The organism is Mycobacterium sp. NGS15, assembly GCF_059813245.1.
In genome coordinates this window covers 21,936-47,169 of record NZ_JCALEF010000005.1, presented here as the reverse complement: position 1 = coordinate 47,169, position 25,234 = coordinate 21,936, and the positions used below count along the sequence as shown (strand labels likewise).

Here is a 25,234-nt window from a genome sequence, read left to right as displayed (position 1 = left end):
AATTCGGGCTATTCCAGTAGAGCCGACGCGCCACGGGCCTAAGCGATCTCGATACACCGATCGACAATTCCTTCGCTGAAAAACCCACCTCTTCCGCAACGAACATGGAGCTGTATGCACGTCTTGGCTGTTTCACAGCAGCGCGCAGTGCCTTCGCGCCGTTCCTTGAATCCGACGAGTATGGTGCCGGCATGGAGAATCGCTCGTGAGCGTGCGGATCGCAGTGGCGGCAACTACCGCCGCAGCGCTGCTTGCCGCTGCTGCTTGCGGTCAGGGTTCCACGCCCGCAGCGTCCTCGGATTCAACCTCGCCCTCGGCGGCCTCCTCTGCTGCATCCCTGACGCCCGGATCTTCGCCGCGCTGGACCAGCCCGGCTCCCACAGGAGCCCTCGCCTCCCCCACCCACGGATACATTCCGTCGATCACCGCAACACCGGGAACACCAGAGGGACAGAAGGTTTCGATCCCGACGCTATCGGGCGGTAACCCCGCCGTCACGAAACGATTCAACGAGTCGATGAATGCCTCCCGCGCCGGGATGCCGCTGGCCTCTCAGGAGATCAGCGTGGGCGACAGTGAGCTCCTCGGCGGCTATCGCAGCGGAGTGACCCGCATCGGCGCCGGTGCCGTCGCGGGCCGGATCGTGCTCCTCTGGTACGGCAAGGGCGCAGCGCACCCTAACCGCAGCCTGGGCACCGTGGTAATCGCAACCACGACAGCCACACCGATCACCATCGACGATCTATACCTCGACCACTCCGCCGCACTGGACCGCCTGCGCAGCCTGCTCCCCGAACTGGACACCACCAAACGCGTGGATACAGTCACGGGTACCCACTTCGCCGATGCGTGGCTACCGACCTCCCACGGCCTGGAGGTGTACGTGCCCATCGCGCATGCCGCAGGCGACTACGCCCCCATCGTCGTGCCGTGGGCGCGGATCGCCGACCAACTCCGACCCGCAATGCTGGAACAACTACGCGCCGACTGATCGGATACCAGAACCGACTCCCGTAACCCACCCGACCTGTCGGCTACTCTCATACACGTTCTGAACAGGTGGGATGAAAACGGGGGTTACGCGGTGCAAGACAATGATCCTGGTGCTTCCTGGACGCAGCCACCACCGCCTCCGCCACACGCCGGCGCGTATCCCTGGGGACCGCCACCACCGTCTCCGCAGTTGCCCGCTCCCGCCGCGCGGCACCGGCCGACACCGCGCTACTGGTACGCCATCGGCGCGGCACTGGTCGCGGTTGGGCTGATCGGCGGCATCGGCCTATTCGTCACAGGACTCGTCTACGCCCTCAAAGGACCCACGAGCCAGTTCGACGCAAATGGCTCTGCCACTGTGCAATTCGCTTCAGGCGACTCGATGATCATCTACGTCGCCGATGTAGAACCCGTGCCGAAGCTGACTCAGAACACACGCTGCGTGGCCCGCGACGAAAACAACAACGATGCCACCGTCAGCCGCTACAACGGCTCCATGAGCATCAACCAATGGCATGCCCTCTACGTGGTCAGCGCCCACCAGACAGGCAACTACACCGTCAGCTGCGCCGGGTACTCGGACATCACCTACGGACTTGGACCACGCGCAGGGGGCGGCGCCATCACCGCTGCCCTCGCGGGCCCTATCGGCGGCATCACGCTCGTAGGAGCTGGAGCCATCGTGCTCGGCGTCACCGCATCCCGCCGACGCAAATCACCACCACCACAGCACCCGTACGGGAATCCGTATCCGTACCCGCCTCGATTGCAATAGAACCCGGATGGGCAAACACACAGAAGATGGCATTCGTCGTCCGTTCCAGTCGAAAAACCCCTACGCGGACTGGCATCTAGTGATTGCAGTACCCATGTGCACGCTTTTCCTGGCGATAGCACCAGTCATGTATCTGCATCCAGCTACATGCGATCACAAACCCATGAGCCAGTGGGATCGCTGCCACCACTACGGAAGAACCAAAGAACAACTGCTCACTGGTTCCCCAGAACATACGCCCAGCAGCGGATACGACCTCCACGGCCAGATCGTCCACAATCGGGTAGTTGCTTTAGGGGCAACAGTTTTGGGTGCGACCGGATGGGCGATCGCTATCGCTTGGGCCCGACGCGAATACATCCGCCGCAAGGGCGTGTGTGGCCGAACGCGGCCGAGCATCTAGCAGGATGAGGGGTTAGGTTCAGCGCATGGGTAGCGTCGCAGAGATGGACGGCGGCGCTGGACCGCTGCAGTTCCTCGGTCCGCTGGGGGCATTCGGACAGGACGGCAACTGGAGCTTGTTGCTCTACGCGCTCCCACCTGGCAAGGAGTACAAGGACGTAGCCAGCGAGGCCACCACCGAGTACCTGCAGGCGGCTGGACACAGCGCATCAGCGATCGCAATCGAGATTCGTAAGCCGGGCGGCGCCGAGTGGGGCGCGCAATGGGTGCGGTACGCGATCGGGCATCCGCACGATGGGACTGCACTCCTGGATGTGGCGATACGGTTGCCTCGTGGCGCTGAATATGTCAGCGGCCCAGAGGTTTTCAACTCCGAAGAAGCCGCTGACATCTTCATCTCGTATTACGAGGCAGGACAGATCCCAGCAGGCTACGTGCTCCGCCCGGTGGAGGGATACACGTCAGACCTACAGCTGATCGACCTTCGCGGTCAAACAGCCCACCCCGATCACTGACTGAACGACCTCGTCGCACCTGCCCCTGGGCGGCGAAAGGCTAGTTCTGTGTGAGTGCATTCATTTTGGGCGTCAGGAGATCGGTTAGGTCGGACCATGGGATGGTCGTGACTCTCAGGCCATGTCCGAGTTGGTAGTCGGCGAAGTGTATTTCGAAACCCTCAGCGGTGGGGATCCAGTTTGCGAAGTTCTTATCGGTGGCCCGTAGTCCGGGCGTGTTGTTGTTGTCGATTCCGAGGATGCTCGCAGACTTTTCCGATAGTCGGTTCAGCCCGTCTTGTTTGTTGGTGAACAGGTCTTGCAAGGTGATTGGTTGGGCGTCTCGGCTGTCGATGGCAACGGTGGCGATGTAGTAGACGGGATGTGCTGCCCCTCGTGCGTAGTACACGCCGACGGTCACCTGTGACACCGCGGACGGCAGGAAGGAGATGGTCGAGTTGGCGTCCAGACCCCAACTGTCGCTTCGTGCCTCGGATCGGGCGTCCTCAATCAGCCCGTTTACCGAATGGCGGCTCGCGCCATTGAATGCACTGGCTACTCGTTCATCACCGCCAACGAGTTGACCGAACTGTGCCTTCCACGTCCCGGTGTGGTCGTCGGTAGATCCTTCGAGCGCTTCCGTCCGCACCGAATATTGGTGGCCGCCGGACTGGCCTGTCGCGTCTGCGGCACCGGAGGGCGCGGTGGTAACCGCTAGGGCTGTCCCGTGGACGGTGGTGGGTGCTGCCGCTGTACTGCACGCGGGGACCCACGGCACGGCACACAGCGTGGCGACGCTGACGGTCCAGAGGTGGCGTTTCACTTTGGACCTCCGAACCTTTGCAGGGTAGCCGGCTATTTCGGCGACGGGCCCGTTCGCCATTTCCACCGTTTCATGCCTTCGAAAGGGTTCCATGATTGGCTGCCCTTGACCTCGTCGAGGTAATAGGTGTAGTTCGTCGTTACCATCAGCACGCCACTCATGGCCAAGTTGACGGCCTGATAGACCCCGTCAGATCCGCCCACCGCATACTGCACGGCGACAACCGATAGCGTGAACACCGCAATGGTTAAACCCTTGCGCCACATGCCTTTAACGAAGTAGTAGACAGGGCCGAAGAAGAACGCCAGCAGATTGCTGCCGAGCATCAATCGCGCACCGTACGGGAGCGCTTTGTAAGCCGCTTCGGATTCTGGCGTCGAACCCGGATGCCCGAACTGGTCATAGAACCCGAACCGCCACTGCCAAATCGAAGCCAACTCAGTGCGATCGTCAGCCTGGTTCATCTCAACACTCTCCATCTAGACCACTGAAAATGAGACATCATCGCGTCAGCCTCTGATGCTCTTGAGCACTCCCTTCTCATACCGGGAAAGGCCACCACGCTGGGACGCCGCTAGGACATGTCTGGCCGACGTCATAGCGGCCGGGGTTATAGGCTTGACCCACCCCCGCCACAACCACAACGGCAGCAGCCAGCACCGCCACTCCGATGGCGACATACACAGACCAGTCACGCTGAACCAGAACGACTGTCTGCGCGAACAAGACTCCGGTTACCGCCATCGTTCCGAACAGGATCAATGGCGCTGCAATCAAGAACCCGAACCCATCGCCCACGCTTGAATCGACATCACAAGCACGCCGCATCTCCGACAGCACTCTAGCCACCACAGCCAAACTGAGCAGCCCGAGCGCAACACAAGTCAGTGCACCGACGAAAACCTTCTCAGACTGCAACATCATTTGCCGCCGACCCTCCTGCCCTAATCCCTACAGCGGTATCCAACTCGGCCACCAAGGCGGAATGCACTCGTAACCATCGGAGTACGGATAATGCCTCACCGATACTGTCACCCACACGACCGCGATCGCCGTGACCACAGATCCAACGACAGCCAGCGCTATAGACCATTTGACCGGCACCCGACACAGCAACGCATACACGACACCGGACAGGACCGCGACGATGAACAGCGTCCGGGGGACCTCACTGAAGATGAGCTCGAACCCCCTAGCGCTCGCGTTGATACCGATACGGCAGTAGCCCCAAATCTCCCTGAGCGACACATAGACCGCGTAGGCGCTGATCGTGCCCAACAGCGGCCCTAGCCACCAACCTGCCCAGCGCATCATGGGAGGTACTTAATCTGTGGGACTGACTGTCCTGCTCGTTGAGCAGCAGCGAGCTGATCGACAATAGACATCAGGCCTTGACGGAACTGTGCGGCAGCGACAACCGCACCGGGCAACCGGCCCCACCAGGGGTTGTAGCGGCTGCGGCCTGACGCACTTCTCCGGTCGGGCCAAACACACATCGTCATCCCGGCAGCGGCAATCCGTCTTCAGACAACGGCACAGGACAATTTGCGCCGAAGTTCCCTATGTGTTCGCTAAAGGTGAATATCTGGTAAGTGCATCCGTCGTCTTGGGCTTCGAATGCTCTGCCGGCTGCCCACTTGCCGTAGATCGGGAACTCGTGGGCGGGTAGATCAAGCCTGGTTTGGTCTTGCTTGGTTAGTTGCCGGTATTGAAAGTCGTTGCCTGACTGGCAGATCGCCACCACTAGACGGGGTGTTTCGAAGCTGCTGACGGTGTCCTGTCCGGTGTCACACAACTCCGGGGCTGCATGAGCCGTGGCGGGAACAATGCACATCACACCCACGACAAGCAGGATTGCCAATAAAAACGTCGCCAGGACGTGTGCCCGCGTCATTGGACACCCAGCACGTCAGCAATTTTCGTGGCATCGGCGATGTACCGCGTATAAACGCTCCCGTCCGCGGAGAACGATCCCTGCACCCTTTGAGCCAACACGCCGAGGTTACTCATGTCCTGCCAACCGGGAACTTTCAACAACGCTGAATAGAACTTCTGGGCGGACGTGGCGGGATTCAGCAGTTCCGGCATCGTGCCCCACATGTCCAACTGCTGCTGGAACAGACCCAGTGACGCGTGGTCGCTGGGCACATGACCATCTGGGTATGTCTGCGCGCCAGGGAAGTTCAAAGATTCACGGAGCCGATCCACGGTCATTCCTGACGCGATTGGATCGTGGCCGCCATTGGCGATATTCGGGTTGTTAGCTGCCATCTTCGTCCACTGGTTCCAGATAGGTGAACCGGGTATGTAGTACGAGCCATCATTGGGCAGGTTGTAGTAGCTGCTCTCATCTAGGGATACCGCCAGCGCGGTGATGACGGCATTCCGGTTGATGCCATGGTCCGACATACCCTGTCCGCTTTGGACAATTTTCTGGATATTAGCGATCTGAATATCGTCATAACCTAAGTCCCGCAACTTGTTCACGTCAACAGGCGGAGGAGCGGGAGTTGTTGTTGTAGCTGGAGGCGCAGGCGTCGTTGATTGTGGAGCCGGCGACTCAGGTGCTGGAGTGCTACTTGGCGGCGGTGGTGGTGCCGCCGAGGTAGCGGGAGGCGGCTCCGGTACCGGCCCGGGCGCGGTAACAGGTGGAGCCAGATGGGGTTCAGGAGTCGGCCAACTACTTGACGGCGGCACCGACGGGCTGGTCGATGGCGGCGCGGGCGTAATCGTCCGGGGAACCTCGGGGCTATTTGACGGCGTTGGCGGGGTCGGTGTGACCGTCCTTGGTACTTCAGGGTAGTTCGGCGGGGTCGGCGTTGGCGGTGGCTCCATTGGGGCCTGAGCAAGATGCCCGCCCAGCCCGGAACCGCCACTCATAGGTATGGCCGTGCCGCCTCCCGACAGCAAGTCACTGGCGCCGCTGGTGTCGGGCAGCCCGCCCGAGCCCATGCCGCTCGCCGAGTTGACCGCGCCGGTCAGCTGGGAGACACCGCTGGCCATCTGCCCAACACCGTCCGTCACCTGTGATGCCTGATCGTTGAGTTGGGTGAACTGTTCTGTCTGCGGTTTCAGTTGCGGGTTGGCGTCGCCGACCGCCTGGGCAACCTGATCGGCTTCTCCCTGAGCGGTTTTCACGATCTGGGAGCCCGCGTTGATCGCATCAGCGGTGCCCTGAATGCCTTGTGAGACACCCTGCACCAGGGTGATGGCGTCTTGCGGGTTCACCGCACCGGACTGCGCCGACGACGCGAGCGAGGCACCGGCCTGCGCAGCCGAGCCGAAGCCCTGCGCAGCCTGCCCAGATGATTCACCGATCTGTTGGCCGGACTGCACATAGGTCTGCACATCACCCGGAAGCCCTTGCACCGCTTGAGATGCATCCTGGCCAAGCGCCTGAGTGTCCGGATCCTGCTGCTCGTCCTGCTTGCGGCGCCGCGTGGACGCTGCACCCATCAACAGCGAGGCCAGGTCCGTGTTCTGCGACTGATCGTCGCGGTCGTCCTGCTCGTCCTTGTCGTCTTTCTTCTTGTCCTTAGACGGGAACTTCGTCGACTGCTGCTGCTTCTGGTTCTGCTTGTTCTGCTGCAGCTGTTTGGACTGCTGCTGTTTCTCCTGCAGTTGGCGCGTCAAATCATCGATCTTCTGCTGATCCGACTGCTGCGGCTGCTGATCCGGCTGCTGCCCGGTGTTCTGCTGCGGCGGCTGATTCTGGGGTGCCTGCTGCGGTTGTTGCGCCGGCTGCTGTACACCCTGATTCGGCTGCCCGCCTTGCGATCCCGGGTTCGACTGTCCGCCAGGGTTGTAGTCGGGGTTGGGCCGCCCCGGTCCTTGGGTGTACGGGGTGGCGTTCTGGTAATCCGGGGGTTGGGTGCCGTGTGCGGGCTGATCCCAGCCTTGCTGAGGACCCTGCTGCCCACTGGACCCGTTGGCGCCGTTGTTGCTGATCGAGGGTGCCTGCGTGTTATAGATCGATACCGAGCCGTTCTGATCCATCGGCGGCTGATTAACCCCGCCCTGATAATCGGGCATCTGCGGCCCACCCTGGCTCGGTGGCTGAAACATCTGCCCACCCCCGGGAGGACCGTCACTACCGCCCGGCCCACCGCAATCGGGTGGGCACGCCGCATGGGCCTGCGGCACCGTGGCCGGAGTGAACCACCCCAAACCCAGACCACTGGCCGAAAACATCAACACCGCAACCACACCCGCGACAGCACCAGCCTTCTGCGAAGCATCCGTAGCCCACACGTAGAGACCGGCCAGGCCTTTCCACCACCCCAAATTCGAGCCGATCGCCCACACCAGCGTGGCTGCAATCGCCGCCGCTGCCGGAAGCACATCCGGTCCGGTAATCCACACATACAACCGCGGAGTGACCCCCGCTGTCAGCAGCACCAACCCCAAACCACCAGCGATCAAGGCCGCCACCAAACCGGGATGCCACAGCCCCTCTTGAGCGCGGCGCTTGCCGGTCGTCCGGCCCCGCTCAATGAGCAGACCTGAGTCGGTAAGCGCTTCCTTGGCCAAGCCAGTCAGGTACCCGCCTCCGGTGAACAGCGCAGCACCGGCCAGCACCGCCACCAGCATCTGGCCCACCCCAAGCGCCAGCGACCACTGGCTCTCACCGGTGAGGTGCTGCCACCAGGTGGAATATCCGCCCCGGAACACCCACCACATCCCCAGCGCCCCGACGATCACCGCGGCGGCCGCCACGATCGCCAGAAGAGGCTCCGACAAACGCGCCTTGGCTTCCTCGCACACCACCGTGATTACCGGCCTGGCGCCCCACATCGCGAGCTTCACACCCCCGCCGAGAGCCGTCATGCCCAACAGCAACAACCCGGCCCAGCCGATCAGCTCCGCAGCGCCGTCGCCACCGCGGTACAGACTATGCAACGCGGCCACTGCACCAACCACAAGGACGCAGCCGGCAGCGAAAGCAGCCACTCGACGCCCGGGGCCGTTTCCGGCGCCTTTCCGAGGATCAACTTCACGTGCGGGCAACTCTTGCATCGCTACGGCGGGCTGGGCCAGATCATCGCAATCGGTCACCGCTGTCAGCTGTTCAGTCGACCGTTCGTACCCCGACACATCGCCCCCTCGATTCCACGCAAATATCCCTGGCACGTGACACTACGCCCAGATAGGGACGCCTGTCCACATTGATAGCAAACTTTTTCGCACCATTGGATCCGTGACCAGCTCGTCGGAACTATGTGCGGGGTGTGTCGTTGCGGAAAGCCTTGGAAGGCGCGGAACGTAATCGCCAGCGATCTCAGTCGGGGCGCGGCGTCGTAGGCGCGTGTTGCACCGACAGAGCAGCTCCCAGGCGTACCAGGTCGGGTAGAGACTGCAGCTCGGCCGCCGGGAATAGTCCCTACCGATCACGCACTGCGAATGCAGTCTGTCTTGAACGCGTTGCGGGGACACGATCCCCGAAATAAAGAAGCGGGCCAAGGGATGTTCCCTGACCCGCTTCTCGTCTAGAACACTCCTACAGCATGCAGGAGACGCAGCCCTCGACCTCGGTGCCTTCCAGCGCCATCTGCCGTAGCCGGATGTAGTACAGCGTCTTGATTCCCTTGCGCCAGGCGTAGATCTGCGCCTTGTTGACATCGCGCGTGCTGGCGGTGTCCTTGAAGAACAGCGTCAGGCTCAACCCCTGATCCACGTGCTGCGTGGCCGCAGCATAGGTGTCGATGATCTTCTCGTAGCCGATCTCGTACGCGTCCTGGTAGTACTCCAGGTTGTCGTTCGTCAGGTACGGCGCCGGGTAGTAGGCCCGGCCGATCTTGCCTTCCTTGCGGATCTCGATCTTCGAGGCCACCGGGTGGATCGATGACGTGGAGTGGTTGATGTAAGAAATTGATCCGGTCGGCGGCACCGCCTGCAGATTCTGGTTGTAGATACCGTGCTGCTGCACCGAATCCTTCAACCGCTGCCAATCATCCTGTGTCGGAATGCGAATTCCGGCATCGGCGAAGAGCTGCCGGACCTTCTCGGTCGCCGGTTCCCACACCTGCTCGGTGTACTTGTCGAAGAACTCGCCGCTGGCGTACTTCGACTTCTCGAAGCCGCCAAAGCTCTTACCGCGCTCGATGGCAATACGATTCGACGCCTTCAGTGCGTGGTACAGCACCGTGTAGAAGTAGATGTTGGTGAAGTCCACACCCTCTTCGGAACCGTAGTAGATCCGCTCGCGAGCCAGGTAGCCGTGCAGGTTCATCTGCCCCAGACCGATGGCGTGAGAGTCGTTGTTGCCCTGCTCGATCGAGGGCACCGACCAGATGTGCGTCTGATCCGACACCGCGGTCAGCGCGCGGATCGACACCTCGATGGTCTGCGCGAAATCCGGGGAGTCCATCGTCTTGGCGATGTTCAGCGAGCCCAGGTTGCACGAAATGTCCTTGCCCACCTTGGCGTAGGACAGGTCGTCGTTGAACAACGAGGGCGTCGATACCTGCAGGATCTCCGAGCACAGATTTGAGTGGGTGATCTTGCCCTCGATGGGGTTGGCCCGGTTCACGGTGTCCTCGTACATGATGTACGGGTAACCCGACTCGAACTGCAGCTCGGCGAGGGTCTGGAAGAACTCACGCGCCTTGATCTTCGTCTTACGAATCTGGCCGTTATCGACCATCTCGTAATACTTTTCGGTGACGTTGATGTCGGCGAACGGCACGCCGTAGGTGCGCTCGACGTCGTACGGCGAGAACAGGTACATGTCCTCGTTCTTCTTGGCCAGCTCGAAGGTGATGTCCGGGATCACTACACCCAGCGAGAGCGTCTTGATGCGGATCTTCTCATCGGCGTTCTCGCGCTTGGTATCCAGGAAGCGGTAGATGTCCGGGTGGTGTGCGTGCAGGTACACCGCCCCGGCACCCTGGCGGGCACCGAGCTGATTGGCATAGGAGAACGAGTCTTCCAGCAGCTTCATGATCGGGATGACGCCCGAGCTCTGGTTCTCGATGTTCTTGATCGGTGCGCCGTGCTCACGAATGTTGGTGAGCAGCAAGGCCACACCGCCGCCGCGCTTGGACAGCTGCAGTGCCGAGTTGATGGAGCGCCCGATGGACTCCATGTTGTCCTCGATGCGCAGCAGGAAGCAGGACACCGGCTCGCCGCGCTGCTTCTTGCCCGAGTTGAGGAAGGTCGGGGTGGCCGGCTGGAAGCGTCCGTCGATGATCTCGTCGACGAGCTTCTCGGCCAGCGTGGTGTCACCCGAAGCCAGGGTCAGCGCCACCATGACCACACGGTCTTCGAAGCGCTCAAGGTAGCGCTTTCCGTCAAAAGTCTTCAGTGTGTACGAGGTGTAGTACTTGAAGGCGCCCAAGAACGTCGGGAACCGGAACTTCTTGGCGAAAGCCCGATCCAGCAGCGACTTCACGAAGTTGCGCGAGTACTGGTCGAGCACCTCGCGCTCGTAGTACTCCTTCTCGATCAGGTAGTCGAGCTTCTCGTCCTGATTGTGAAAGAAGACCGTGTTCTGGTTGACGTGCTGCAGGAAGTACTGCCGCGCCGCCGCGGCGTCCTTCTCGAACTGGATCTTGCCCTCGGCGTCATACAGATTGAGCATCGCGTTGAGGGCGTGATAGTCCAGCTCGTCCGATGGGGCGCCGTGCCCTCGTGTTCCGGCGGTCACTGGTTCTGCAGTTGTCGCGGTTGGCGCCACGGTGTGTCCTTCCAAAATTCGTCGAGTCCGGCGAGCACTTGCTGCACGTCGTCTACGGTGCCCATGAGTTCAAAGCGGTACAGATATGGCACCTCGCACTTGGCCGAGATGACCTTGCCCGCGTAGCAGTACTCCGCACCGAAATTGGTGTTCCCGGCCGCGATGACCCCGCGGATCAGGGACCGGTTGTGTTCGTTGTTGAGAAACTTCACGACCTGCTTAGGGACGTATCCCCCGGCCTGGCCGGGAACCGGATGACCACCGCCATAGGTCGGCACGACCAAGACATACGGGTCATCAACCTGGATATCGCCACGCAGCGGGATCCGGGTGGCGGGAACACTCAGCTTCTGAACGAAGCGGTGGGTGTTCTCCGACACGCTGGAGAAATAGACCAGATGGGCCATGCCCGGCTCCCGTACTACTTACTACTTATTAGGCAGACACTGCGACTGCGCCAGCGAGCGCCTTGATGCGGTCCGGACGGAAACCCGACCAGTGATCGTCACCGGCCACGACCACGGGCGCCTGCAGGTAGCCAAGCGCCATCACGTAATCGCGCGCCTCGGGAACCTCGGTGATGTCCACGACGCTGTACTCGATGCCCTGCTTGTCGAGGGCCTTGTACGTCGCGTTGCACTGTACGCAGGCGGGCTTGGTGTAGACGGTGATGCTCATGCGTAGCTCCTCAGCGAATGGATCGTGTACATCTCAACAAAGTTTTCAGCAGTCCAGCACCCCGGAAAATTCCGCGTCGCCCGTGGTGGCTGAGCGCCGGGCTCGGCCAGAAGATCTGGCGGGAATCCGGGCCGGGCGGCCCGGAGTGATTCCCGGCCTTTCGGTGTTCCAGACACTACACCTAGTGTCCGACAATCGGAACCTATACAAGATGTTCTGAACAACATTCATGAAATTCCCTGGTCGTGAGACCTCTCATACAGGAAACGCGGGCGTGTCGTATCCGTGGTGTGTCCGGGCATCTGTCGGTGGCTGGACCACATGTGGTGCCCACCTCCGGGCACCGGCATCGGCTAGCAGATCACCTACCGCTGGGCAAACCTTGTAGCCCGGCGAGTCTGTGGAAACTGTGGAGTTCTGTGGACGAATCTGGGGACAGATCCCGATCTAGCGGAAGAGTCCCACGTTGGCGGCAACCCACTGCGCGAAAGTGGTACCCGGGTACCCAGTCAGATCGGCCACCAACGTGTTCGCCGGCTGTTCGCCTTCAGGGTCGGTCAGGGTGTCGACGTACCACTGAGCCCGATCCCCCATCGTCGGCCTCAGCTCGCGTACCGCCTCTTCAGGTGAGCTGACCACATAGCGCACATCCACACCGGCGACCTCGGCGATGGTCTGCACCAGCTGCTGGCGGGTCACCGCCTCTGGACCGGTAATCGGGTACTTCTTGCCCAGGTGCCCATCTCCCGAACACAGAACCGCCGCGGCCACCCGCGCGATGTCATCCATGGCGATGGGCGATTGGACCACGTGGCGCTCCGGTTCGTGGACCGCGCCGGTGCGGTTGATCTGTTCAGCCCACATCGCGTAGTTCTCCATGAACTCATTAGTTGAGGAATGGCAAATAATGGATACTGACGGAAATGTCCTATCTATGCAGTTCAATGGACATATATTGCTGCTGGAAACGATGGGGCGGTGACGGGTATTGGTGGCTATTGTGCGTATGTTTTGCGTACGGACTTGCGTCCGCAGCAAGGCGCCACCGTCCCGTCCTACTGGCACCCACATGAACCCCGGATGCCATGAAACTCTGGGTCGCGTGAGGGGCTTGAGCCGATACGAAGGCCCACGCAAGGAGGTTGCAGTGAACGGAGCAAGGCGCGCCTAGCGTCGAGAGCCGTGATGCCGCTGGCGTGTCCGCTAGAACTCGAACGCTAGTTCGACTAGGGTGGGTAGTCGCGGTTAATGGTGAACGCTCGCAAGGGCGATCCGCAGTCAGCACGTCGGACCATCGGGGCTCGGGGTGTCTGGTTCACCTGGTGTCCAGTTGGTGGACACATACAGCAACTTCCTACTGAGAGCAGTTGAGCAGCGGCACCGTGCCGCCTGCTGCCGGTTTCGCGCCGTGGGACAGCCTTCCCGCACAGGGGGTGTGTTTGGCGTGCCTTCCGGTGAACCACACAGTAAGACAAGGAAGTTCGACTATGAGTAACACCACTGATTACATTGACGCCCAAGGTATCGCTGATCTTCTCGGGGTCAGCGTTCATTCTGTCCGATATTGGCAACAACGCGGCACCTTGCCGCCATCTGGCAAGTTCGGTCGCCGTCGCAAGTGGCTGCGCGCCGACATCGACACCTGGCGACACGCCAAGATCGGCGGTATGCCCGTGGGTGCGGTGTCGTGACTGCGACTACGATTCTTGCGCCCCCAGTGACCGCCACAGCCAACGCGATTGCGTCTCCGGTGTCCTATGCCTCGGCCCCCGCTACGCGTGCGGCACAGCGCAATTTTTCAGGAACGCGAGGCTGTGAACAGCGTGCATTGTTCGGGGAGAACCAGTTGCCGGGCAAGGTGTGCCAGGACTGCCGCACACGCAAGCCCGCAGGCGAGTTTCCCCGTGACCGCTACGGGCGGGTAAGTCCACGGTGGTGCCATCAGTGCACCGACGAACACACACCGGCGCTGTTGACCGAGACCGAGGCCGCACAACACATGGGCGTGACGCTGGCAGCGTTCCGCGCCTACGGCATGCCTGTGACAGGTTCGTACACGCCGAGTGCCGGGGCGAGCATGCCGCTGTTTTCCCGTCAGCACATCGACGCCGATCACACACAGACCGAAGGTTCATAGTTCATGGGCATGCGAATGTGGGCCAAGCACTACCAGCGGGGATGGGAGGACAAATCTGCCAATCCCAACATTCCGTTGTGGCTGCGCCTTGCCAGCCTGGCCTACGGACGCCATGAGGCTAACGGGCATGCCGTCTTCGAACGTGGCGGCTTGTCGTGGATTCTGGGCACACCGCCCAAGGACGGGAAACCATTCAAAAGACGCGACTCCGCCACCATCCGCGACGCGATCAAGGTCGCCGTCCGGCACGGATGGTTGGCGGAGGGTTCCTGCAATGAGTGTTTGATCGTGCCTAGCCACGAAATTTCCGGGCCACTGGGCAATGAGTCCAAGCCCTGCCCGGTGCACGAACGTAAGAACGCACAGAAACGCGCTAAGCGGCGGGTATCGGCAGCCTAGAAACCCCCGACATGGGTACTGAGCACCCACGAACAGCCTGTTTATGGGTGTTCAGTACCCACCACATGGGTGTTCAGCACCCATCACCAAGCCCCTGACCAGCAACAACACACACGCTCTCTTAAGTCTTCTCAATAGGGGACCTACTACTACTTATGTGGCCGAACCCATTGCCGTGAGAATTTTCCCAGCTATGTCGGGCGGGAAATTGTCACGGCTAATCAACCCAACTGCGTCACCAGGCAACAGATCGTACCCTGTCGTTGTATTCTCCAATAGGCGATAAGCAAGTTCATCAATTTGACTATCGTTTGACTTAGCTTTCAAAAGCTCTAATGCGTGAGCCGTCCGCGAGGGAAATTGGCTATACAGCAGATACTGTTCACCTGCAGGAGGGGTTAAATTTCGGAAATCCACCCCGTAGAAGCTTGTATCCTCTAATTTAGCAGTTGAAAAATTGCATCCTCGCATGGAATTATGGCCAAGTTGATTAGGTTTACCTGGCCCGCCCAACATTCTTCCGTCGAAATGGACAGATTGCAGAAGAGCTCCACTGAAATCGCAGTCTTCGAAAACAGCCGACATCGTCCGGGTATCTCGCCAACGACTCTGGCGGAAACTACAGCCAACGAAATATCCGCCATCAACACTAACCTTACGTAAATCGGCTCGCGTAAAGTCACATTTAAGATATTTAGAGCTAGCTTCAGTAGAACGGCCTGACCTACCTGTCAAAGACGCCCCGGTTAACGCACTATCCATAAACGTGCAATCCGCAAACTCGGATGAGTACACACGCAAGGATGGCAATCGACTTCCTGCGAAAACGGAATTTTCAATTCTTGTGTCAGCAATTCGCCATTCAGGAAGTACCGAGTAGGATAAATCTACATTAGAAATAGATCGCCCTGTGAACCGGAACACTTTAGATATTCGATTAAAATATTCACTCTCACGCACGGAGCCGGGCTGATCAATCGTGATGCCGCGCAGATCAACACGCCCATCTATGGCGCCAAAGGGCGACACCGGCTTGCCTTTGATCAATGCTTGGAGTACGTCCTCGGCGTCGTAACTATCCCAGCGAGTCTGCAACTCCTTACTTTGGCGGGACAAAGATCACTCCTTCTGGCGCGTCATAGATAATTCCTCCACCAGGTCCGCCATGCGTAGCTTCATACTTGGCGTGGGCTGCCCAACTCTTCATTGTCGTCACATCATACCAAGGCAACTCGCCAGCCTTTGGATTTGTATTTACGAAGTCAGGGCCATATTTGAATTGCCCGGTGCTAGTCAGATCATCCAAGCTATGATCTTGACTTACCAGCTGTTTCACACGCATATCTAACACAGTACCCTTGTGGGCGTTGTATCGGGCAGTGTCTGCAAGCTGCTTATCCGTTAGCCTAATATCGCCCTTTGCAAACTCATCGAGTGCTTGTTTGGTGTATTTAGTGAGGGCTTCAACATTTCGGTCGACATTGGAGCGCTTAACAAGCGCGGCGACGACGCTTTTCATTTGGCCGAGTAGGTGGGCGATTTTTTCGGCGGCGGCTTTAGCAGCGCGGGCGGCTGCCCTGCCGAGTTCGATGAGTTTTTCGATAATGGCGGCGCAGCGGCGGGCCACGGCGGTGGCGCGGGCCGCGAGTATGGCGTTGCCCCATAGTTCCCCGCCAACCTCGATTAGGACCAGGGAGATGACTTCACCGACCAGAAACTCTGCGGCGAATTGTTCTAGCTCGGAGATGAGTTCTCGGTGAGCGTCTTCGATGGCTTTGGCGAGATCGGTGCAGCTGGTGCCCAGCTCCCGGCACGCAGAGGCTACTTGGCTGTACTTGCCTTTGAGATCATCCAAATAGGCGGTGGCAGGCGCAATCTCGGGGGATTGTTGAGTGGCGAGCATCGCTTTGGCTTTGTCCAGATAGCTTGCGGCATCTTCGATGGCGCTGCCGGTGCCGGTCCACACCCCACCGACAAAGGTCAGTGTGTGCTCATCACCATCGGGCCAGATGTAGCCGACCATGCTTTCAATGAAGCTCCACGCCTTCGCCGCGAGCCCCGTAGGCTGCGAACCACCACCCCCATAAGCGGATGGAATACTCGGTACCTGGGTCGTAGAGCGTGATGGCACCGATGCTTGCGGGGTGGTTCCGCCGTTTCCGGTAGAGGCCTGGTTAGCGGCTTTGTGGTTATCGCCGTTGACCTTGATGATGTCCCCGGCATTGTTGGTCATATCCGCTAGACCAGCCAGAATCGTCACGGCGTCTTTGACCGCCTGGTCATAGCCCGTACTGAACTCTTTGCCGGTGTTATCGGTACCCGCCATCCCGGCTGATTGGGACATGCTGGTGTGCATACTTTTGAGCAGAGACTCGAAGTTGAAACCGCTGAACGTGACCCAGTTCGAGGCGGCGTAATAGACCTCAGGATCAACATCAACCGGAGCCATCCCCGCGCCCCCTTCCACGTCCGGCCTTAGACTGCTAGTTGCTCAGGTCAGCGTAAACCAGCACCAGGCAACACGACTAGTTTGCACACACCACCACAGAGGGGCGGACAGGCAGCAATGGCAGCACCAGATACCGGGTCCGGTGACGGGTTGTATGTGCAGTACGCGGGCGTGATCGGGTCAACCAACGACATCGCCGATGTGAACACCGAGATCAAGGGCGCGTTCACCCGGCTCAAAACCGATGGTGACGAGGTGGTGGGTGGGTCCTGGACCGGCACCGCTGCCGACAAACTCGATGAAGGCTGGCAGCAGTGGCAACGCGGCGTGCACGAGATCACCGGCGCCCTGGATTGGGTGCTCAACGTAGTCACCGCAGGGGCCAACACTTTCAAAACTGTTGACGAACAGGGGCTGTAGATGGGCAGCGACGATGACGCCTACAAAGTCGATCTGGAAGCACTCGATGCGCTGATCACCCATATGGATCAGTTCACCAAAGGCACCGACGCCAACGTCGAACTCATCGACGGCTACGTGAACACGATGCCCTGGACCGGAGAAACCGAACGCGCCCACAAAGCCTGGCAAGCCCAATGGCGCTCCGGAGTCGAGGATCTACAAGAGGGACTGCGCAAGATCCGAGAAGGTGCCCAGACCGCGCACGGCAACTACAGCAGCGCGATCAACGCCAACCTGAAAATGTGGGGCCACTAACCCAAACAGCTAAGCGCTAAGCCGCTAAGGGTTACGGGTACAGGTGGTGTTTTATCGGGTTCGGTTGCGCCCGAACGGATCTGCCCCCGGATTCCACTCCTGCTCGTCCCAATCCCCAGGCGGCGCTTGTTCCTCGCGTTCCCGTACCGCACGAGGCTTAGGGGCACGCAGCGTCGTGGACAGCTTCCCGAAATCGCGGTCCAGCTGATCAAACATGCCTGCCAATTCCGGGTTGGCGTCGGTTACCCGTTTGATCTGCTCACGCACCTGCGTCACCGCAGACTCACACGCCTGCACATAAGCCTGCTCAATCCACGCCGCCAACCGATCCGCACGTGGCGGCGCGGACTGCGGCGTCAGTTCAAGTCTCAGCAAGCGGCCCTGCGCCGACACCGTGACCTTGCCCACCCCACCAGTGATCGCATGCGCACCGACCTTGGCAGTTCCCTCGATCTTGCCGACCGCATCGGCAAGCCAGTCCCCCACCCGACGTGCCGCATCCACGTCCACCGACACGTCAAAGTCCATACCATGACGCTACAACCGCAAACCTAAGCCCGCCAAGGTAGGCCCTAGTGCCTCCACCAGCTATTTTGATAGAGAGAGACGGGGCGCTGGCCGAGTGAGGCGTGCACTAAGGGCCTTGAGGGGTACCTCCCCACCCCCTCTCAGTGCGCGCGAGGTGTCGCTCAATTAGCCCAATCGGTGCGCGCGAGGGTGCCGCCCAATTAGCCCAAGGGGATGGAAACCGGCATGTTCCGGCTGCCTCGGCATGAACAAACTCGTACAATACCCACGTGTCTAACGTGCTGTCTATAGCCGCGATCTTGATAAGTATTCTGAGTTTGATCATCAGTTGGTCAGAACACAAACTCAATAAGAGAAAACCTGTCGATGATGAGCAACTTCGCCTGCGCAGGGAGCTGCGCACCCTGTTAGATACCATCAATGACGTAGCAAAAGATGGCATTACCATCGATTACCAACCAGTTCTAGAAAGCCTAGTTGCCGAACGATACAACTACGCTGATGCGCTGGGCAGCATACTGGCAAACGGTATAGCTGGGCCACTCAAGATCGAATATCAACGAGGAGTACGTTGGAATGCCCGATCCTACAAATCCGACCCGCTAAGAGCGGAAATAGACAGCCTAAGAAACGGGATCATCGGAATTCGATACCCCGATCCTCCTACCAAAGAAAACTTCTCATTAGTAAATGGTCAACGCATGGGCGTTGTAGGAAAGATTCGCCTCATACGTGATCTTCTCAATGACATCGACGGCGGAAAAATCCGGGAGTAATCGCCCGTGCACTGATCGTTGGTGAAAAGGTTGCCGAAGTACGGTGGGCTGTTCGGTGCCAACCTTCTCATCGAATGATGCTTGCACCAAATGGATTAGCGTCTACTCGGCGCACTACACTAAGGCATGACAAGTCACTACCTCTTGCAAGCGCTGCCCTTGTCCGCACTAGTATCGGTGTCTGTTACGCTGGCAATTCGATATTATGATCGCGCTCGGCCGATGATCACACTAGAGGGAATTCCATATATTACCTCAGAAGGTCACTATCGACTATTCAGGGTGGACAGCAAGTGGCACCAGAAAATCCTTTCGGGTGGGTTGTTGCTCAGCAATCACGGCGATGGAATCGCATACGACGTGCGAGTGTTCGGTTCATATTGCGACGTAGCAATATCACCAGAAGGCCGCGATGATGCGCCATTCTCAATTGACTACTGGACACATCGTATTCCTGTCCTGAAATCAGGCTCGGCCGTGAAACTTGATATAGGTTTCACGTATGAAGGCAAACTTGATCAATGGCATTGGGAAAGACGTCGAGCAACCGTAATTGTTGTTTGGACTACAGCACCTGTCCGTAGCCGTCATCGACAATTGCGTCGTAAACTTCGTCGAATTGAGGTCGAGTACCCACACAAACCAGGCTCAACAGGATTGGATCGCGGCAACAGTTCTTACGAAGATAAAGAAGGAGTGATTCCCTTTTATGTGCGATTTCTCCGCGCAATAGAACGACGCTCTCTTAGGGGCTCAAAATTCAGGCGTCTGAACTACAACGACTTGTGGAATATCTGGGACTAATCTGATCATTTCCCGTCTGTCAACACCCAGTACACGGTGGCCCTGCTGACACCTACCGCTTTAGCGATGGTGGTGGCTGATTCCCCCGAGGCGTACATACGGGCCGCTAAGGCGATGTTTTGGGCGCTAAGGGACATCGGCCGACCAAGCGGGGAGTTGGACCAACGGAAGCTCCACAAAGGGGCTATTTGTTGCTCCCCACTTAGCCGACCGCCTCAAAGTTTAGCTTTCGCAGATCCGCCCGCGAGTCATAGAAACTAGATAGCTGTACCAATGTTCATGCCGGGATTTGACTGATCCCAGTATCGCCAGTATCGCAAGATGCGATCTTTCCGCCTCCAATTAGCACGTGGGCCTGTCTCCGCAGGTTCTGAGCAGCCGCCTCTATACCCTCTCGATATTCTGAGTTTTCCTGTGCCAACTCTGACATCTCGTCGGCAGTGCGCAGGACAATCTTGCCTATTATGGCCTGGCACGCACGGTCACCGATTTTCTGAATCAACTCGACTTCCCTCACGGACGACGAAGGATTCTCTTTCAGGTGTCGCAACTGAATAAGCCCCATGTGCTGTCGCACCAAATCGTCGGATAGAACCCGTTCTATCGCCGCTTCACGCTGTTCTCTCAGCTCGTCTCGGTGAGCCTCATCCGCACGAAGTTGACTATTGCGAGAACTCGCTCTCCATGACATAGCACCTGTACACACAGCACCAGCGGCGGCAACGATTGCAGCGATCAATGTAGCCAGTGATTGAGTCATACCCGGATGCTAACGACCGGTTATGACAACGAAAGCCGGGCTGCGTATCAGCGCTAAGGGGCCTCAGGTCGCCCAACCTGTAACGCTGCGCCCCGCCGACTTCGCAGCGGTGTCGATCTGGGGTACACCCATACCTGACACCTCAGCAGCCATCACGAAGTGTCCAAATAGAGTATTTATCGGCATTGATTGACATGTGTCTATGCATATCTTAGAGTCCTATTGGACAGTTTGGTGTGGATAGCGGCGAAAGGGCAGTGCGATGGGTGAGCGTGTCGGATACCAGCGAGTGAGCACGGTGGATCAGAACACCGACCGCCAACTTGACGGCATCGCGGTAGACAAGATGTTCACGGACAAAGCCAGCGGTAAAGACGTGCATCGTCCTGAGTTGGCGCGTGCGGTCGAATACCTGCGTACCGGGGACACGCTGGTGGTGCATTCCATGGACCGGCTAGCACGCAATCTGGAGGACTTACGGCGCATCGTGCGGGAGCTGACCGGACAGGGTGTGCGGGTGGAGTTCGTCAAAGAATCTTTGACCTTCACCGGAGAAGACTCACCCATGAACACGCTACTGCTCTCGATGCTCGGGGCGGTAGCCGAATTCGAACGGTCCATGATCCTAGAACGCCAGCGTGAGGGCATCGCGTTGGCTAAGGCTGCCGGGAAGTACAAGGGCCGCAAAGCCGCTCTGTCCGATGCGCAGGCCGACGAGTTGCGGGCACGACTGGACAGCCACGAACCGGTGACGGCGTTGGCGCGTGAGTACGGGATCAGCCGTCAATCGGTCTACAACTACAAAACCACCCAACCCGCCGCCCGGTAGGGCTGACCTGCGCCGGTTCCCTTCCGGTGCGGAATGCCCTGCAACGACTCGGTATAGCCGCGCAAGGGTCCTCATACTGTGAGCGCCCTTTACCGGGCAAGAAGTCGGCATGAGGTGCCGGTGCTTGTGCACCCGTGCCGGGTCAGGAGAAAGCGGCGAGCTGGGCTGCGATTCCACGGCGCGGGTTGAACTTCTCGCGTGGGGTGGTGATCTGGGCCGTGATGACACCGAAGAGGTAGTCGGTGATCATCGCGGTATGCCATTCGAGGGCAGCTGGATTGATGACACGTCGAGCCGTGTGTAGGGAGTGCTGTAGACGTTGATCGCTGGCCGCGAGCATCTGGCGTAGCTCAGGGTGGAATTGAGCCAGCACGGCCAATGACAGATGTGCACGCGCCACCACACCCTTAGCGGTCATTGACGGGTCGGTGGCATCAAGCACGTAACCCGTTAGGGACTTGACCAGCTCGCCTGCCGCCAGGGGGTTGCCCAGTCCGTTGGGCCACGCTGAGTCGATGAATATGCGTGCTCGTCGCGCCAACACCTCGGCACACACCCCCACCAACAGCAATTCCCTCGTGCGGAAATGATTCGACGTGCTACCCCTCGGCATTCCCGCCGCATCATCCACACCGTGAAACGCCATCGCCCGCTCACCCCCGGTGCCCAACAACACAACAGCAGTATCGAGGGCCTGCCTACGACGCATCTTGCCCACGGCACCCACCACAACACTTTGCCCCTGCTCATCCATACCACCAGCATAAAGCGCCATCGCCCAACCCGACGTTTGCCTGGCGGGTACCCCCAGAGCCGCGCACACCCTGACACTGCTGCAAATCAGTGCTTCTCTCCCCACCCAAAAACAGTCCGCACACTTTCAATTTCAATTCAGGTGATTGACTGCGATATTGCGTTTTATGTGCGTATGTGCGTACGGTTTCTGTTCATGGCAGCACAGCGCACACCAGGGAAACGCGGGATAGCCGACATGTGGTACCGGCCAGACGGCACCCCCACCAAACTGGCCGTACCCGGCAGCTCCCCACGCAACCCCAAGGGCAAGCAATCGCGCTGGCGCGCTTGGTACATCACCCCGCAAGGCAAGGAACAAACCAAACGATTCGCCACCAAAGCACCCGCTGAGGCATGGCTCAATGATCAAACCGCAGCCATCGTCTCGGGTACCCATATCGACGCCAAGCACCGCAAAACCACTCTGGCCGTGTTCTACAAACAATGGTCGAAGGATCAAGTGTGGGTGCACGGCACGCGGCGCGCGATGGACCTTGCCGTGAACTGCGCGACGTTCAAAGACATCCCGTTCTCGGACCTGGAACTAGCCCATGTGCAGGCATGGGTAAAGACCATGCAGGATAAGCCCTTAGAGGCATCCACCATCAGCACCAGAGTCACCAATGTACGCAATGTCATCCGGGCCGCTGTCCGGGAACGCAAACTCGCCCACGATGTCTCAGACGGCGTGAAACTGCCCCGGCAGCGCAAGGCCTCAGCGGCGATGACCATTCCTGCCCCTACGGAAGTGGACAGCTTGCTTGCGGGCACCACGGACAATTACGTCGCCTATGTCGCGTTGTGCGCCTTCGCCGGTCTGCGCCCTGGAGAGGCAGCCGCACCCCAAATAGGTGACATCGACTTCGACAAGCGCGAAATACACGTTCTGCGCCAACTCCAACGCGGTGACGGCGGCTTGGAGATTCGGGCACCCAAGTACGAGTCAGAACGCACCGTCTACGCACCCGATGGCCTACTCAAACTGCTGCGCGCACACATCGACACCTACCTACCGGACGCCAAGCCCGATGCATGGCTATTTCCGGGCAAGACAGCCGAACTCCCCGTCCATTTCCATGTCATCGAGCAGTGGTGGGGCCAAGCCCGTACGACAGCGAACGCCGATTACCGCCTGCACGACCTGCGGCACTACTTCGCCTCCGGTCTCATCGCGGCAGGATGCGATGTCGTCACCGTCCAACGGGCACTAGGACACAGTTCGGCCAGCGTCACCCTCAACACCTACGCACACCTGTGGCCCAACGCCGCCGACCGCACCCGCGCCGCAGCCGCCGACATCTTCGACCAAGCCAACGGCAGTGCGTACGTAGTGCGTACGAAAGCTGCATAATCCGCCATGAACAGGTATTTTAAAAGTTCTCCATGAACTCCCCCGGACCGAGTTGTGTCCAGCCGACGCCACTGTTCTCGACGACCGAGGCCTGTTCGGCCCACCACGACGCATCGCCCGCCAGCGCCACCACGTGCCGCACCCCAGCGGCGTGCGCCATCTCCAGCACCACCGCCGCCGTGGACGGCAGCGGCGCCAAATACATCCGTTCGACGCCCTCGAACACGCCCTGAAGGCTCTCGGGCTTGCCGAGATACCCGAGGACCGGCGTCACGCCATCCGGCAACGCGGCCTTCTCCGGCGAGGTAGTCAAGGCTCGAATATCGCTGACGCCCAGCGCAACGAGATGGTCGACAACCTTCCGGCCGATGTTTCCGGTAGCGCCGGTGACGAGAACGGTCATGCCCGGCAGGCTACTGGGCATCACCGACACTCGCCGTTGGCCTCAGTCAGAGGTTCCGCAGGTTCAGGGCCTAGCGCCAGCGCACCCTAAGCTGCCACGCATGGAACCGAGCCCGATCACCCCGCGATGACGTCAGCCCCCGCGGAGCCGCAGCAGCCCTTGACGGGCGGAGACGTCAGCTCCCGCAGAGTGTTCATGGCCAGTGCGGTCGGGTCGGCCATCGAGTTCTACGACTTCTATATCTATGGCACAGCGGCCGCACTCGTCTTCCCGGCCGTCTTTTTCCCAAATCTCAGCCATTCACTGGCGCTCTTCGCCTCCATAGCCACCTTCAGCACGGCCTTTCTGGCCCGGCCAGTAGGCGCCGCTCTGTTCGGCCACTACGGAGATCGATTCAGCCGTAAAGGCACCTTGGTAGTCACCCTCATCGCCATGGGGCTCGCCACCATGGCGGTCGGCATGGTTCCCGGCGCCGCCTCGATCGGGGCGGCCGCACCGGCGACCATTGTCTTGCTGCGACTCGTGCAAGGCGTCGCGGTCGGCGGCGAATGGAGTGGGGCAGCATTACTCTCCTCCGAGTATTCACCAAGCCGTGCTCGCGGCCGCGCCGCGACGGCCGTGCCCATCGGAAGCTCAACCGGGCTACTGCTCAGCAGTCTCGTGTTCCTCATCGTCAGCGTCACGGTCGGGGAAGACAGCCCGGCGTTCCTGTCGTGGGGATGGCGGGTGCCCTTCATCGCCAGTGGCCTCCTGGTCGCGGTCGGTTTGTACATCCGGCTCCACATCGCCGAAACACCCGAGTTCGCCCAGGCGAAGGCTCAGGACAAGCTGGTGAAATCACCTCTGCGGCACGTGATGACGGAGAGCCCGCGCACCCTGGTGCTGACCTGCGGCACGATGCTGATCATCTTCACGCTGTCCTTTATGACCAATACCTACTTCCCCGGATTCGCGAGATCGGAGTTGCACTTCTCTCGCGCGGCCATACTCACCGCCGGTGTGCTCGGGGCCGTGATCCTCATGGTGTCCGCCGCGGTGGGTGGAATCCTCAGCGACCGACTGGGCCGGCGCCGGGTGATCTTGACCAGCATGGCGCTGATACTCCCGTGGACCCTACTGGTCACTCCACTGCTGGCAAGTGGTCCATTCTGGGCCTACCTGACAGCCATGGTGCTCACCTATGTGCTGTTCGGGCTCGCGTTCGGACCGATGGCGAGCTTCCTTCCAGAGTCCTATCCCGTGGGCACCCGATACAGCGGCACCGGCGTGGCGTTCAACGTGGCCGGCGTATTCGGGGGCGCCATCCCGCCGTTGATCGCCGGCCCCCTGCAGAGCACTCTGGGCAGCTGGGCCGTCGGACTGATGCTGCTGGTGATATGCGCCATCAGCGTCGCCTCCGTCTCCGCCATGAAAGAAACATGGGCCGGATCAACAAGCGGGTGACAC

General features: G+C 59.8%; 29 protein-coding genes and 1 pseudogene. 13 read left to right on the top strand and 17 right to left on the bottom strand.

The window, feature by feature from the left end; genetic code table 11:
- Nucleotides 1-205 precede the first annotated feature (205 nt).
- From AC5Y5C_RS14670 to AC5Y5C_RS14660, 3 genes are all read left to right on the top strand, one after another.
- A complete protein-coding gene (locus tag AC5Y5C_RS14670; RefSeq protein ID WP_499973385.1) occupies nt 206-991 on the top strand; it encodes a hypothetical protein in 786 nt (261 codons plus the stop codon).
- Between the two features lie 192 nt (nt 992-1,183).
- Nucleotides 1,184-1,768, top strand: a complete 585-nt coding sequence (locus tag AC5Y5C_RS14665; RefSeq protein WP_499973383.1) for a hypothetical protein — start codon at nt 1,184-1,186, stop codon at nt 1,766-1,768.
- 428 nt (nt 1,769-2,196) lie between these two features.
- The gene (locus AC5Y5C_RS14660; protein ID WP_499973381.1) at nt 2,197-2,685 is read left to right on the top strand and encodes a hypothetical protein; all 489 of its coding nucleotides are present in this window, start codon (nt 2,197-2,199) and stop codon (nt 2,683-2,685) included.
- A gap of 40 nt (nt 2,686-2,725) precedes the next feature.
- On the opposite strand, the gene AC5Y5C_RS14655 is transcribed toward AC5Y5C_RS14660, so the two are convergent.
- The 10 genes from AC5Y5C_RS14655 to AC5Y5C_RS14610 all read right to left on the bottom strand — a co-directional run bounded on the left by AC5Y5C_RS14655 (nt 2,726) and on the right by AC5Y5C_RS14610 (nt 12,719).
- Nucleotides 2,726-3,487 (bottom strand): DUF3298 domain-containing protein, encoded by a 762-nt coding sequence (locus AC5Y5C_RS14655; RefSeq protein ID WP_499973378.1) that lies wholly within the window; start codon nt 3,485-3,487, stop codon nt 2,726-2,728.
- 32 nt (nt 3,488-3,519) lie between these two features.
- Complete coding sequence (locus AC5Y5C_RS14650) at nt 3,520-3,951, bottom strand: DUF2628 domain-containing protein (protein ID WP_499974536.1); 432 nt, start codon at nt 3,949-3,951, stop codon at nt 3,520-3,522.
- 76 nt (nt 3,952-4,027) lie between these two features.
- Nucleotides 4,028-4,411, bottom strand: coding sequence for a hypothetical protein (locus tag AC5Y5C_RS14645; RefSeq protein ID WP_499973376.1), 384 nt, complete (start codon nt 4,409-4,411; stop codon nt 4,028-4,030).
- Between the two features lie 27 nt (nt 4,412-4,438).
- Nucleotides 4,439-4,801, bottom strand: a complete 363-nt coding sequence (locus tag AC5Y5C_RS14640; protein WP_499973373.1) for a hypothetical protein — start codon at nt 4,799-4,801, stop codon at nt 4,439-4,441.
- Nucleotides 4,802-4,985: 184 nt separating this feature from the next.
- Complete coding sequence (locus AC5Y5C_RS14635) at nt 4,986-5,381, bottom strand: hypothetical protein (protein ID WP_499973371.1); 396 nt, start codon at nt 5,379-5,381, stop codon at nt 4,986-4,988.
- Nucleotides 5,378-8,581: a hypothetical protein gene (locus AC5Y5C_RS14630; RefSeq protein WP_499973369.1), complete on the bottom strand. Its 3,204-nt coding sequence runs from the start codon at nt 8,579-8,581 to the stop codon at nt 5,378-5,380. The genes AC5Y5C_RS14635 and AC5Y5C_RS14630 overlap by 4 nt, the downstream gene beginning before the upstream one ends.
- A gap of 403 nt (nt 8,582-8,984) precedes the next feature.
- Nucleotides 8,985-11,066 carry a class 1b ribonucleoside-diphosphate reductase subunit alpha gene (nrdE, locus tag AC5Y5C_RS14625; protein ID WP_499974532.1) on the bottom strand — a complete coding sequence of 694 codons (2,082 nt, stop codon included), beginning with the start codon at nt 11,064-11,066 and terminating at the stop codon, nt 8,985-8,987.
- A 62-nt stretch (nt 11,067-11,128) separates the two neighbouring features.
- A complete protein-coding gene (gene nrdI / locus AC5Y5C_RS14620; protein WP_499973368.1) occupies nt 11,129-11,569 on the bottom strand; it encodes a class Ib ribonucleoside-diphosphate reductase assembly flavoprotein NrdI in 441 nt (146 codons plus the stop codon).
- A gap of 28 nt (nt 11,570-11,597) precedes the next feature.
- Entirely contained in the window at nt 11,598-11,840 is a 243-nt protein-coding gene (locus AC5Y5C_RS14615; RefSeq protein WP_043080283.1) for a redoxin NrdH, read from the bottom strand.
- 447 nt (nt 11,841-12,287) lie between these two features.
- Entirely contained in the window at nt 12,288-12,719 is a 432-nt protein-coding gene (locus AC5Y5C_RS14610; protein ID WP_499973365.1) for a Rossmann-fold NAD(P)-binding domain-containing protein, read from the bottom strand.
- Between the two features lie 608 nt (nt 12,720-13,327).
- Between AC5Y5C_RS14610 and AC5Y5C_RS14605 the strand changes: the two genes are divergently transcribed.
- Genes AC5Y5C_RS14605 through AC5Y5C_RS14595 form a run of 3 tightly spaced genes read left to right on the top strand, consistent with a single transcriptional unit; the run spans nt 13,328 to nt 14,376 of the window.
- Entirely contained in the window at nt 13,328-13,531 is a 204-nt protein-coding gene (locus tag AC5Y5C_RS14605; protein WP_499973363.1) for a helix-turn-helix transcriptional regulator, read from the top strand.
- Nucleotides 13,532-13,557: 26 nt separating this feature from the next.
- The gene (locus tag AC5Y5C_RS14600; protein WP_499973361.1) at nt 13,558-13,977 is read left to right on the top strand and encodes a hypothetical protein; all 420 of its coding nucleotides are present in this window, start codon (nt 13,558-13,560) and stop codon (nt 13,975-13,977) included.
- A gap of 3 nt (nt 13,978-13,980) precedes the next feature.
- Nucleotides 13,981-14,376, top strand: coding sequence for a hypothetical protein (locus tag AC5Y5C_RS14595; RefSeq protein ID WP_499973359.1), 396 nt, complete (start codon nt 13,981-13,983; stop codon nt 14,374-14,376).
- Between the two features lie 153 nt (nt 14,377-14,529).
- On the opposite strand, the gene AC5Y5C_RS14590 is transcribed toward AC5Y5C_RS14595, so the two are convergent.
- Together AC5Y5C_RS14590 and AC5Y5C_RS14585 are read right to left on the bottom strand one after the other, a co-directional pair.
- Nucleotides 14,530-15,492, bottom strand: a complete 963-nt coding sequence (locus AC5Y5C_RS14590) for a pentapeptide repeat-containing protein (RefSeq protein WP_499973357.1) — start codon at nt 15,490-15,492, stop codon at nt 14,530-14,532.
- A complete protein-coding gene (locus tag AC5Y5C_RS14585) occupies nt 15,476-16,825 on the bottom strand; it encodes a WXG100-like domain-containing protein (RefSeq protein ID WP_499973354.1) in 1,350 nt (449 codons plus the stop codon). Before AC5Y5C_RS14585 ends, AC5Y5C_RS14590 begins: the two co-directional genes overlap by 17 nt.
- Nucleotides 16,826-16,942: 117 nt before the next feature.
- Between AC5Y5C_RS14585 and AC5Y5C_RS14580 the strand changes: the two genes are divergently transcribed.
- Together AC5Y5C_RS14580 and AC5Y5C_RS14575 are read left to right on the top strand one after the other, a co-directional pair.
- The gene (locus AC5Y5C_RS14580; protein WP_499973352.1) at nt 16,943-17,245 is read left to right on the top strand and encodes a WXG100 family type VII secretion target; all 303 of its coding nucleotides are present in this window, start codon (nt 16,943-16,945) and stop codon (nt 17,243-17,245) included.
- Nucleotides 17,246-17,542, top strand: coding sequence for a WXG100 family type VII secretion target (locus AC5Y5C_RS14575; RefSeq protein ID WP_499973349.1), 297 nt, complete (start codon nt 17,246-17,248; stop codon nt 17,540-17,542). It abuts the gene before it with no gap.
- 51 nt (nt 17,543-17,593) lie between these two features.
- Here AC5Y5C_RS14575 and AC5Y5C_RS14570 read toward each other — a convergent pair whose 3' ends face one another.
- On the bottom strand, nt 17,594-18,070 hold the full coding sequence (locus AC5Y5C_RS14570) for a YbaB/EbfC family nucleoid-associated protein (protein WP_499973345.1): 477 nt from the start codon (nt 18,068-18,070) through the stop codon (nt 17,594-17,596).
- Between the two features lie 269 nt (nt 18,071-18,339).
- Here AC5Y5C_RS14570 and AC5Y5C_RS14565 point away from each other — a divergent pair, with 269 nt between their 5' ends.
- Both AC5Y5C_RS14565 and AC5Y5C_RS14560 read left to right on the top strand, forming a co-directional pair.
- Nucleotides 18,340-18,846 (top strand): hypothetical protein, encoded by a 507-nt coding sequence (locus tag AC5Y5C_RS14565; RefSeq protein ID WP_499973342.1) that lies wholly within the window; start codon nt 18,340-18,342, stop codon nt 18,844-18,846.
- A 282-nt stretch (nt 18,847-19,128) separates the two neighbouring features.
- Complete coding sequence (locus tag AC5Y5C_RS14560) at nt 19,129-19,650, top strand: hypothetical protein (RefSeq protein ID WP_499973340.1); 522 nt, start codon at nt 19,129-19,131, stop codon at nt 19,648-19,650.
- A gap of 5 nt (nt 19,651-19,655) precedes the next feature.
- On the opposite strand, the pseudogene AC5Y5C_RS14555 reads toward AC5Y5C_RS14560, so the two are convergent.
- Together AC5Y5C_RS14555 and AC5Y5C_RS14550 are read right to left on the bottom strand one after the other, a co-directional pair.
- Nucleotides 19,656-19,799 (bottom strand): annotated as a pseudogene (locus AC5Y5C_RS14555) (helix-turn-helix domain-containing protein); the annotation flags it as partial.
- Between the two features lie 128 nt (nt 19,800-19,927).
- Nucleotides 19,928-20,410 (bottom strand): hypothetical protein, encoded by a 483-nt coding sequence (locus AC5Y5C_RS14550; RefSeq protein WP_499973337.1) that lies wholly within the window; start codon nt 20,408-20,410, stop codon nt 19,928-19,930.
- Nucleotides 20,411-20,672: 262 nt separating this feature from the next.
- On the opposite strand from AC5Y5C_RS14550, the gene AC5Y5C_RS14545 reads away from it, so the two are divergent.
- A complete protein-coding gene (locus tag AC5Y5C_RS14545; RefSeq protein WP_499973335.1) occupies nt 20,673-21,239 on the top strand; it encodes a recombinase family protein in 567 nt (188 codons plus the stop codon).
- Nucleotides 21,240-21,381: 142 nt separating this feature from the next.
- Here AC5Y5C_RS14545 and AC5Y5C_RS14540 read toward each other — a convergent pair whose 3' ends face one another.
- A complete protein-coding gene (locus tag AC5Y5C_RS14540) occupies nt 21,382-21,993 on the bottom strand; it encodes a TetR/AcrR family transcriptional regulator (protein WP_499973333.1) in 612 nt (203 codons plus the stop codon).
- Nucleotides 21,994-22,188: 195 nt separating this feature from the next.
- Here AC5Y5C_RS14540 and AC5Y5C_RS14535 point away from each other — a divergent pair, with 195 nt between their 5' ends.
- Nucleotides 22,189-23,385, top strand: coding sequence for a tyrosine-type recombinase/integrase (locus AC5Y5C_RS14535; protein WP_499973330.1), 1,197 nt, complete (start codon nt 22,189-22,191; stop codon nt 23,383-23,385).
- Nucleotides 23,386-23,404: 19 nt separating this feature from the next.
- Here AC5Y5C_RS14535 and AC5Y5C_RS14530 read toward each other — a convergent pair whose 3' ends face one another.
- Nucleotides 23,405-23,788: an SDR family oxidoreductase gene (locus AC5Y5C_RS14530; protein WP_499973327.1), complete on the bottom strand. Its 384-nt coding sequence runs from the start codon at nt 23,786-23,788 to the stop codon at nt 23,405-23,407.
- A gap of 126 nt (nt 23,789-23,914) precedes the next feature.
- Here AC5Y5C_RS14530 and AC5Y5C_RS14525 point away from each other — a divergent pair, with 126 nt between their 5' ends.
- On the top strand, nt 23,915-25,231 hold the full coding sequence (locus AC5Y5C_RS14525) for an MFS transporter (RefSeq protein ID WP_499973325.1): 1,317 nt from the start codon (nt 23,915-23,917) through the stop codon (nt 25,229-25,231).
- Nucleotides 25,232-25,234: the final 3 nt, after the last annotated feature.

What these genes read in the sequence shown, in the direction of transcription:
- AC5Y5C_RS14660 (WP_499973381.1), top strand. Translation starts at nt 2,197, where the DNA reads ATGGGTAGCGTCGCAGAGATGGACGGCGGCGCTGGACCGCTGCAGTTC.
- AC5Y5C_RS14650 (WP_499974536.1), bottom strand. Translation starts at nt 3,951, where the DNA reads ATGAACCAGGCTGACGATCGCACTGAGTTGGCTTCGATTTGGCAGTGG.
- AC5Y5C_RS14645 (WP_499973376.1), bottom strand. Translation starts at nt 4,411, where the DNA reads ATGATGTTGCAGTCTGAGAAGGTTTTCGTCGGTGCACTGACTTGTGTT.
- AC5Y5C_RS14640 (WP_499973373.1), bottom strand. Translation starts at nt 4,801, where the DNA reads ATGATGCGCTGGGCAGGTTGGTGGCTAGGGCCGCTGTTGGGCACGATC.
- AC5Y5C_RS14635 (WP_499973371.1), bottom strand. Translation starts at nt 5,381, where the DNA reads ATGACGCGGGCACACGTCCTGGCGACGTTTTTATTGGCAATCCTGCTT.
- nrdE (WP_499974532.1), bottom strand. Translation starts at nt 11,066, where the DNA reads ATGCTCAATCTGTATGACGCCGAGGGCAAGATCCAGTTCGAGAAGGAC.
- nrdI (WP_499973368.1), bottom strand. Translation starts at nt 11,569, where the DNA reads ATGGCCCATCTGGTCTATTTCTCCAGCGTGTCGGAGAACACCCACCGC.
- AC5Y5C_RS14615 (WP_043080283.1), bottom strand. Translation starts at nt 11,840, where the DNA reads ATGAGCATCACCGTCTACACCAAGCCCGCCTGCGTACAGTGCAACGCG.
- AC5Y5C_RS14610 (WP_499973365.1), bottom strand. Translation starts at nt 12,719, where the DNA reads ATGGAGAACTACGCGATGTGGGCTGAACAGATCAACCGCACCGGCGCG.
- AC5Y5C_RS14605 (WP_499973363.1), top strand. Translation starts at nt 13,328, where the DNA reads ATGAGTAACACCACTGATTACATTGACGCCCAAGGTATCGCTGATCTT.
- AC5Y5C_RS14595 (WP_499973359.1), top strand. Translation starts at nt 13,981, where the DNA reads ATGGGCATGCGAATGTGGGCCAAGCACTACCAGCGGGGATGGGAGGAC.
- AC5Y5C_RS14585 (WP_499973354.1), bottom strand. Translation starts at nt 16,825, where the DNA reads ATGGCTCCGGTTGATGTTGATCCTGAGGTCTATTACGCCGCCTCGAAC.
- AC5Y5C_RS14580 (WP_499973352.1), top strand. Translation starts at nt 16,943, where the DNA reads ATGGCAGCACCAGATACCGGGTCCGGTGACGGGTTGTATGTGCAGTAC.
- AC5Y5C_RS14575 (WP_499973349.1), top strand. Translation starts at nt 17,246, where the DNA reads ATGGGCAGCGACGATGACGCCTACAAAGTCGATCTGGAAGCACTCGAT.
- AC5Y5C_RS14570 (WP_499973345.1), bottom strand. Translation starts at nt 18,070, where the DNA reads ATGGACTTTGACGTGTCGGTGGACGTGGATGCGGCACGTCGGGTGGGG.
- AC5Y5C_RS14550 (WP_499973337.1), bottom strand. Translation starts at nt 20,410, where the DNA reads ATGACTCAATCACTGGCTACATTGATCGCTGCAATCGTTGCCGCCGCT.
- AC5Y5C_RS14545 (WP_499973335.1), top strand. Translation starts at nt 20,673, where the DNA reads ATGGGTGAGCGTGTCGGATACCAGCGAGTGAGCACGGTGGATCAGAAC.
- AC5Y5C_RS14540 (WP_499973333.1), bottom strand. Translation starts at nt 21,993, where the DNA reads ATGGATGAGCAGGGGCAAAGTGTTGTGGTGGGTGCCGTGGGCAAGATG.
- AC5Y5C_RS14535 (WP_499973330.1), top strand. Translation starts at nt 22,189, where the DNA reads ATGGCAGCACAGCGCACACCAGGGAAACGCGGGATAGCCGACATGTGG.
- AC5Y5C_RS14530 (WP_499973327.1), bottom strand. Translation starts at nt 23,788, where the DNA reads ATGACCGTTCTCGTCACCGGCGCTACCGGAAACATCGGCCGGAAGGTT.
- AC5Y5C_RS14525 (WP_499973325.1), top strand. Translation starts at nt 23,915, where the DNA reads ATGACGTCAGCCCCCGCGGAGCCGCAGCAGCCCTTGACGGGCGGAGAC.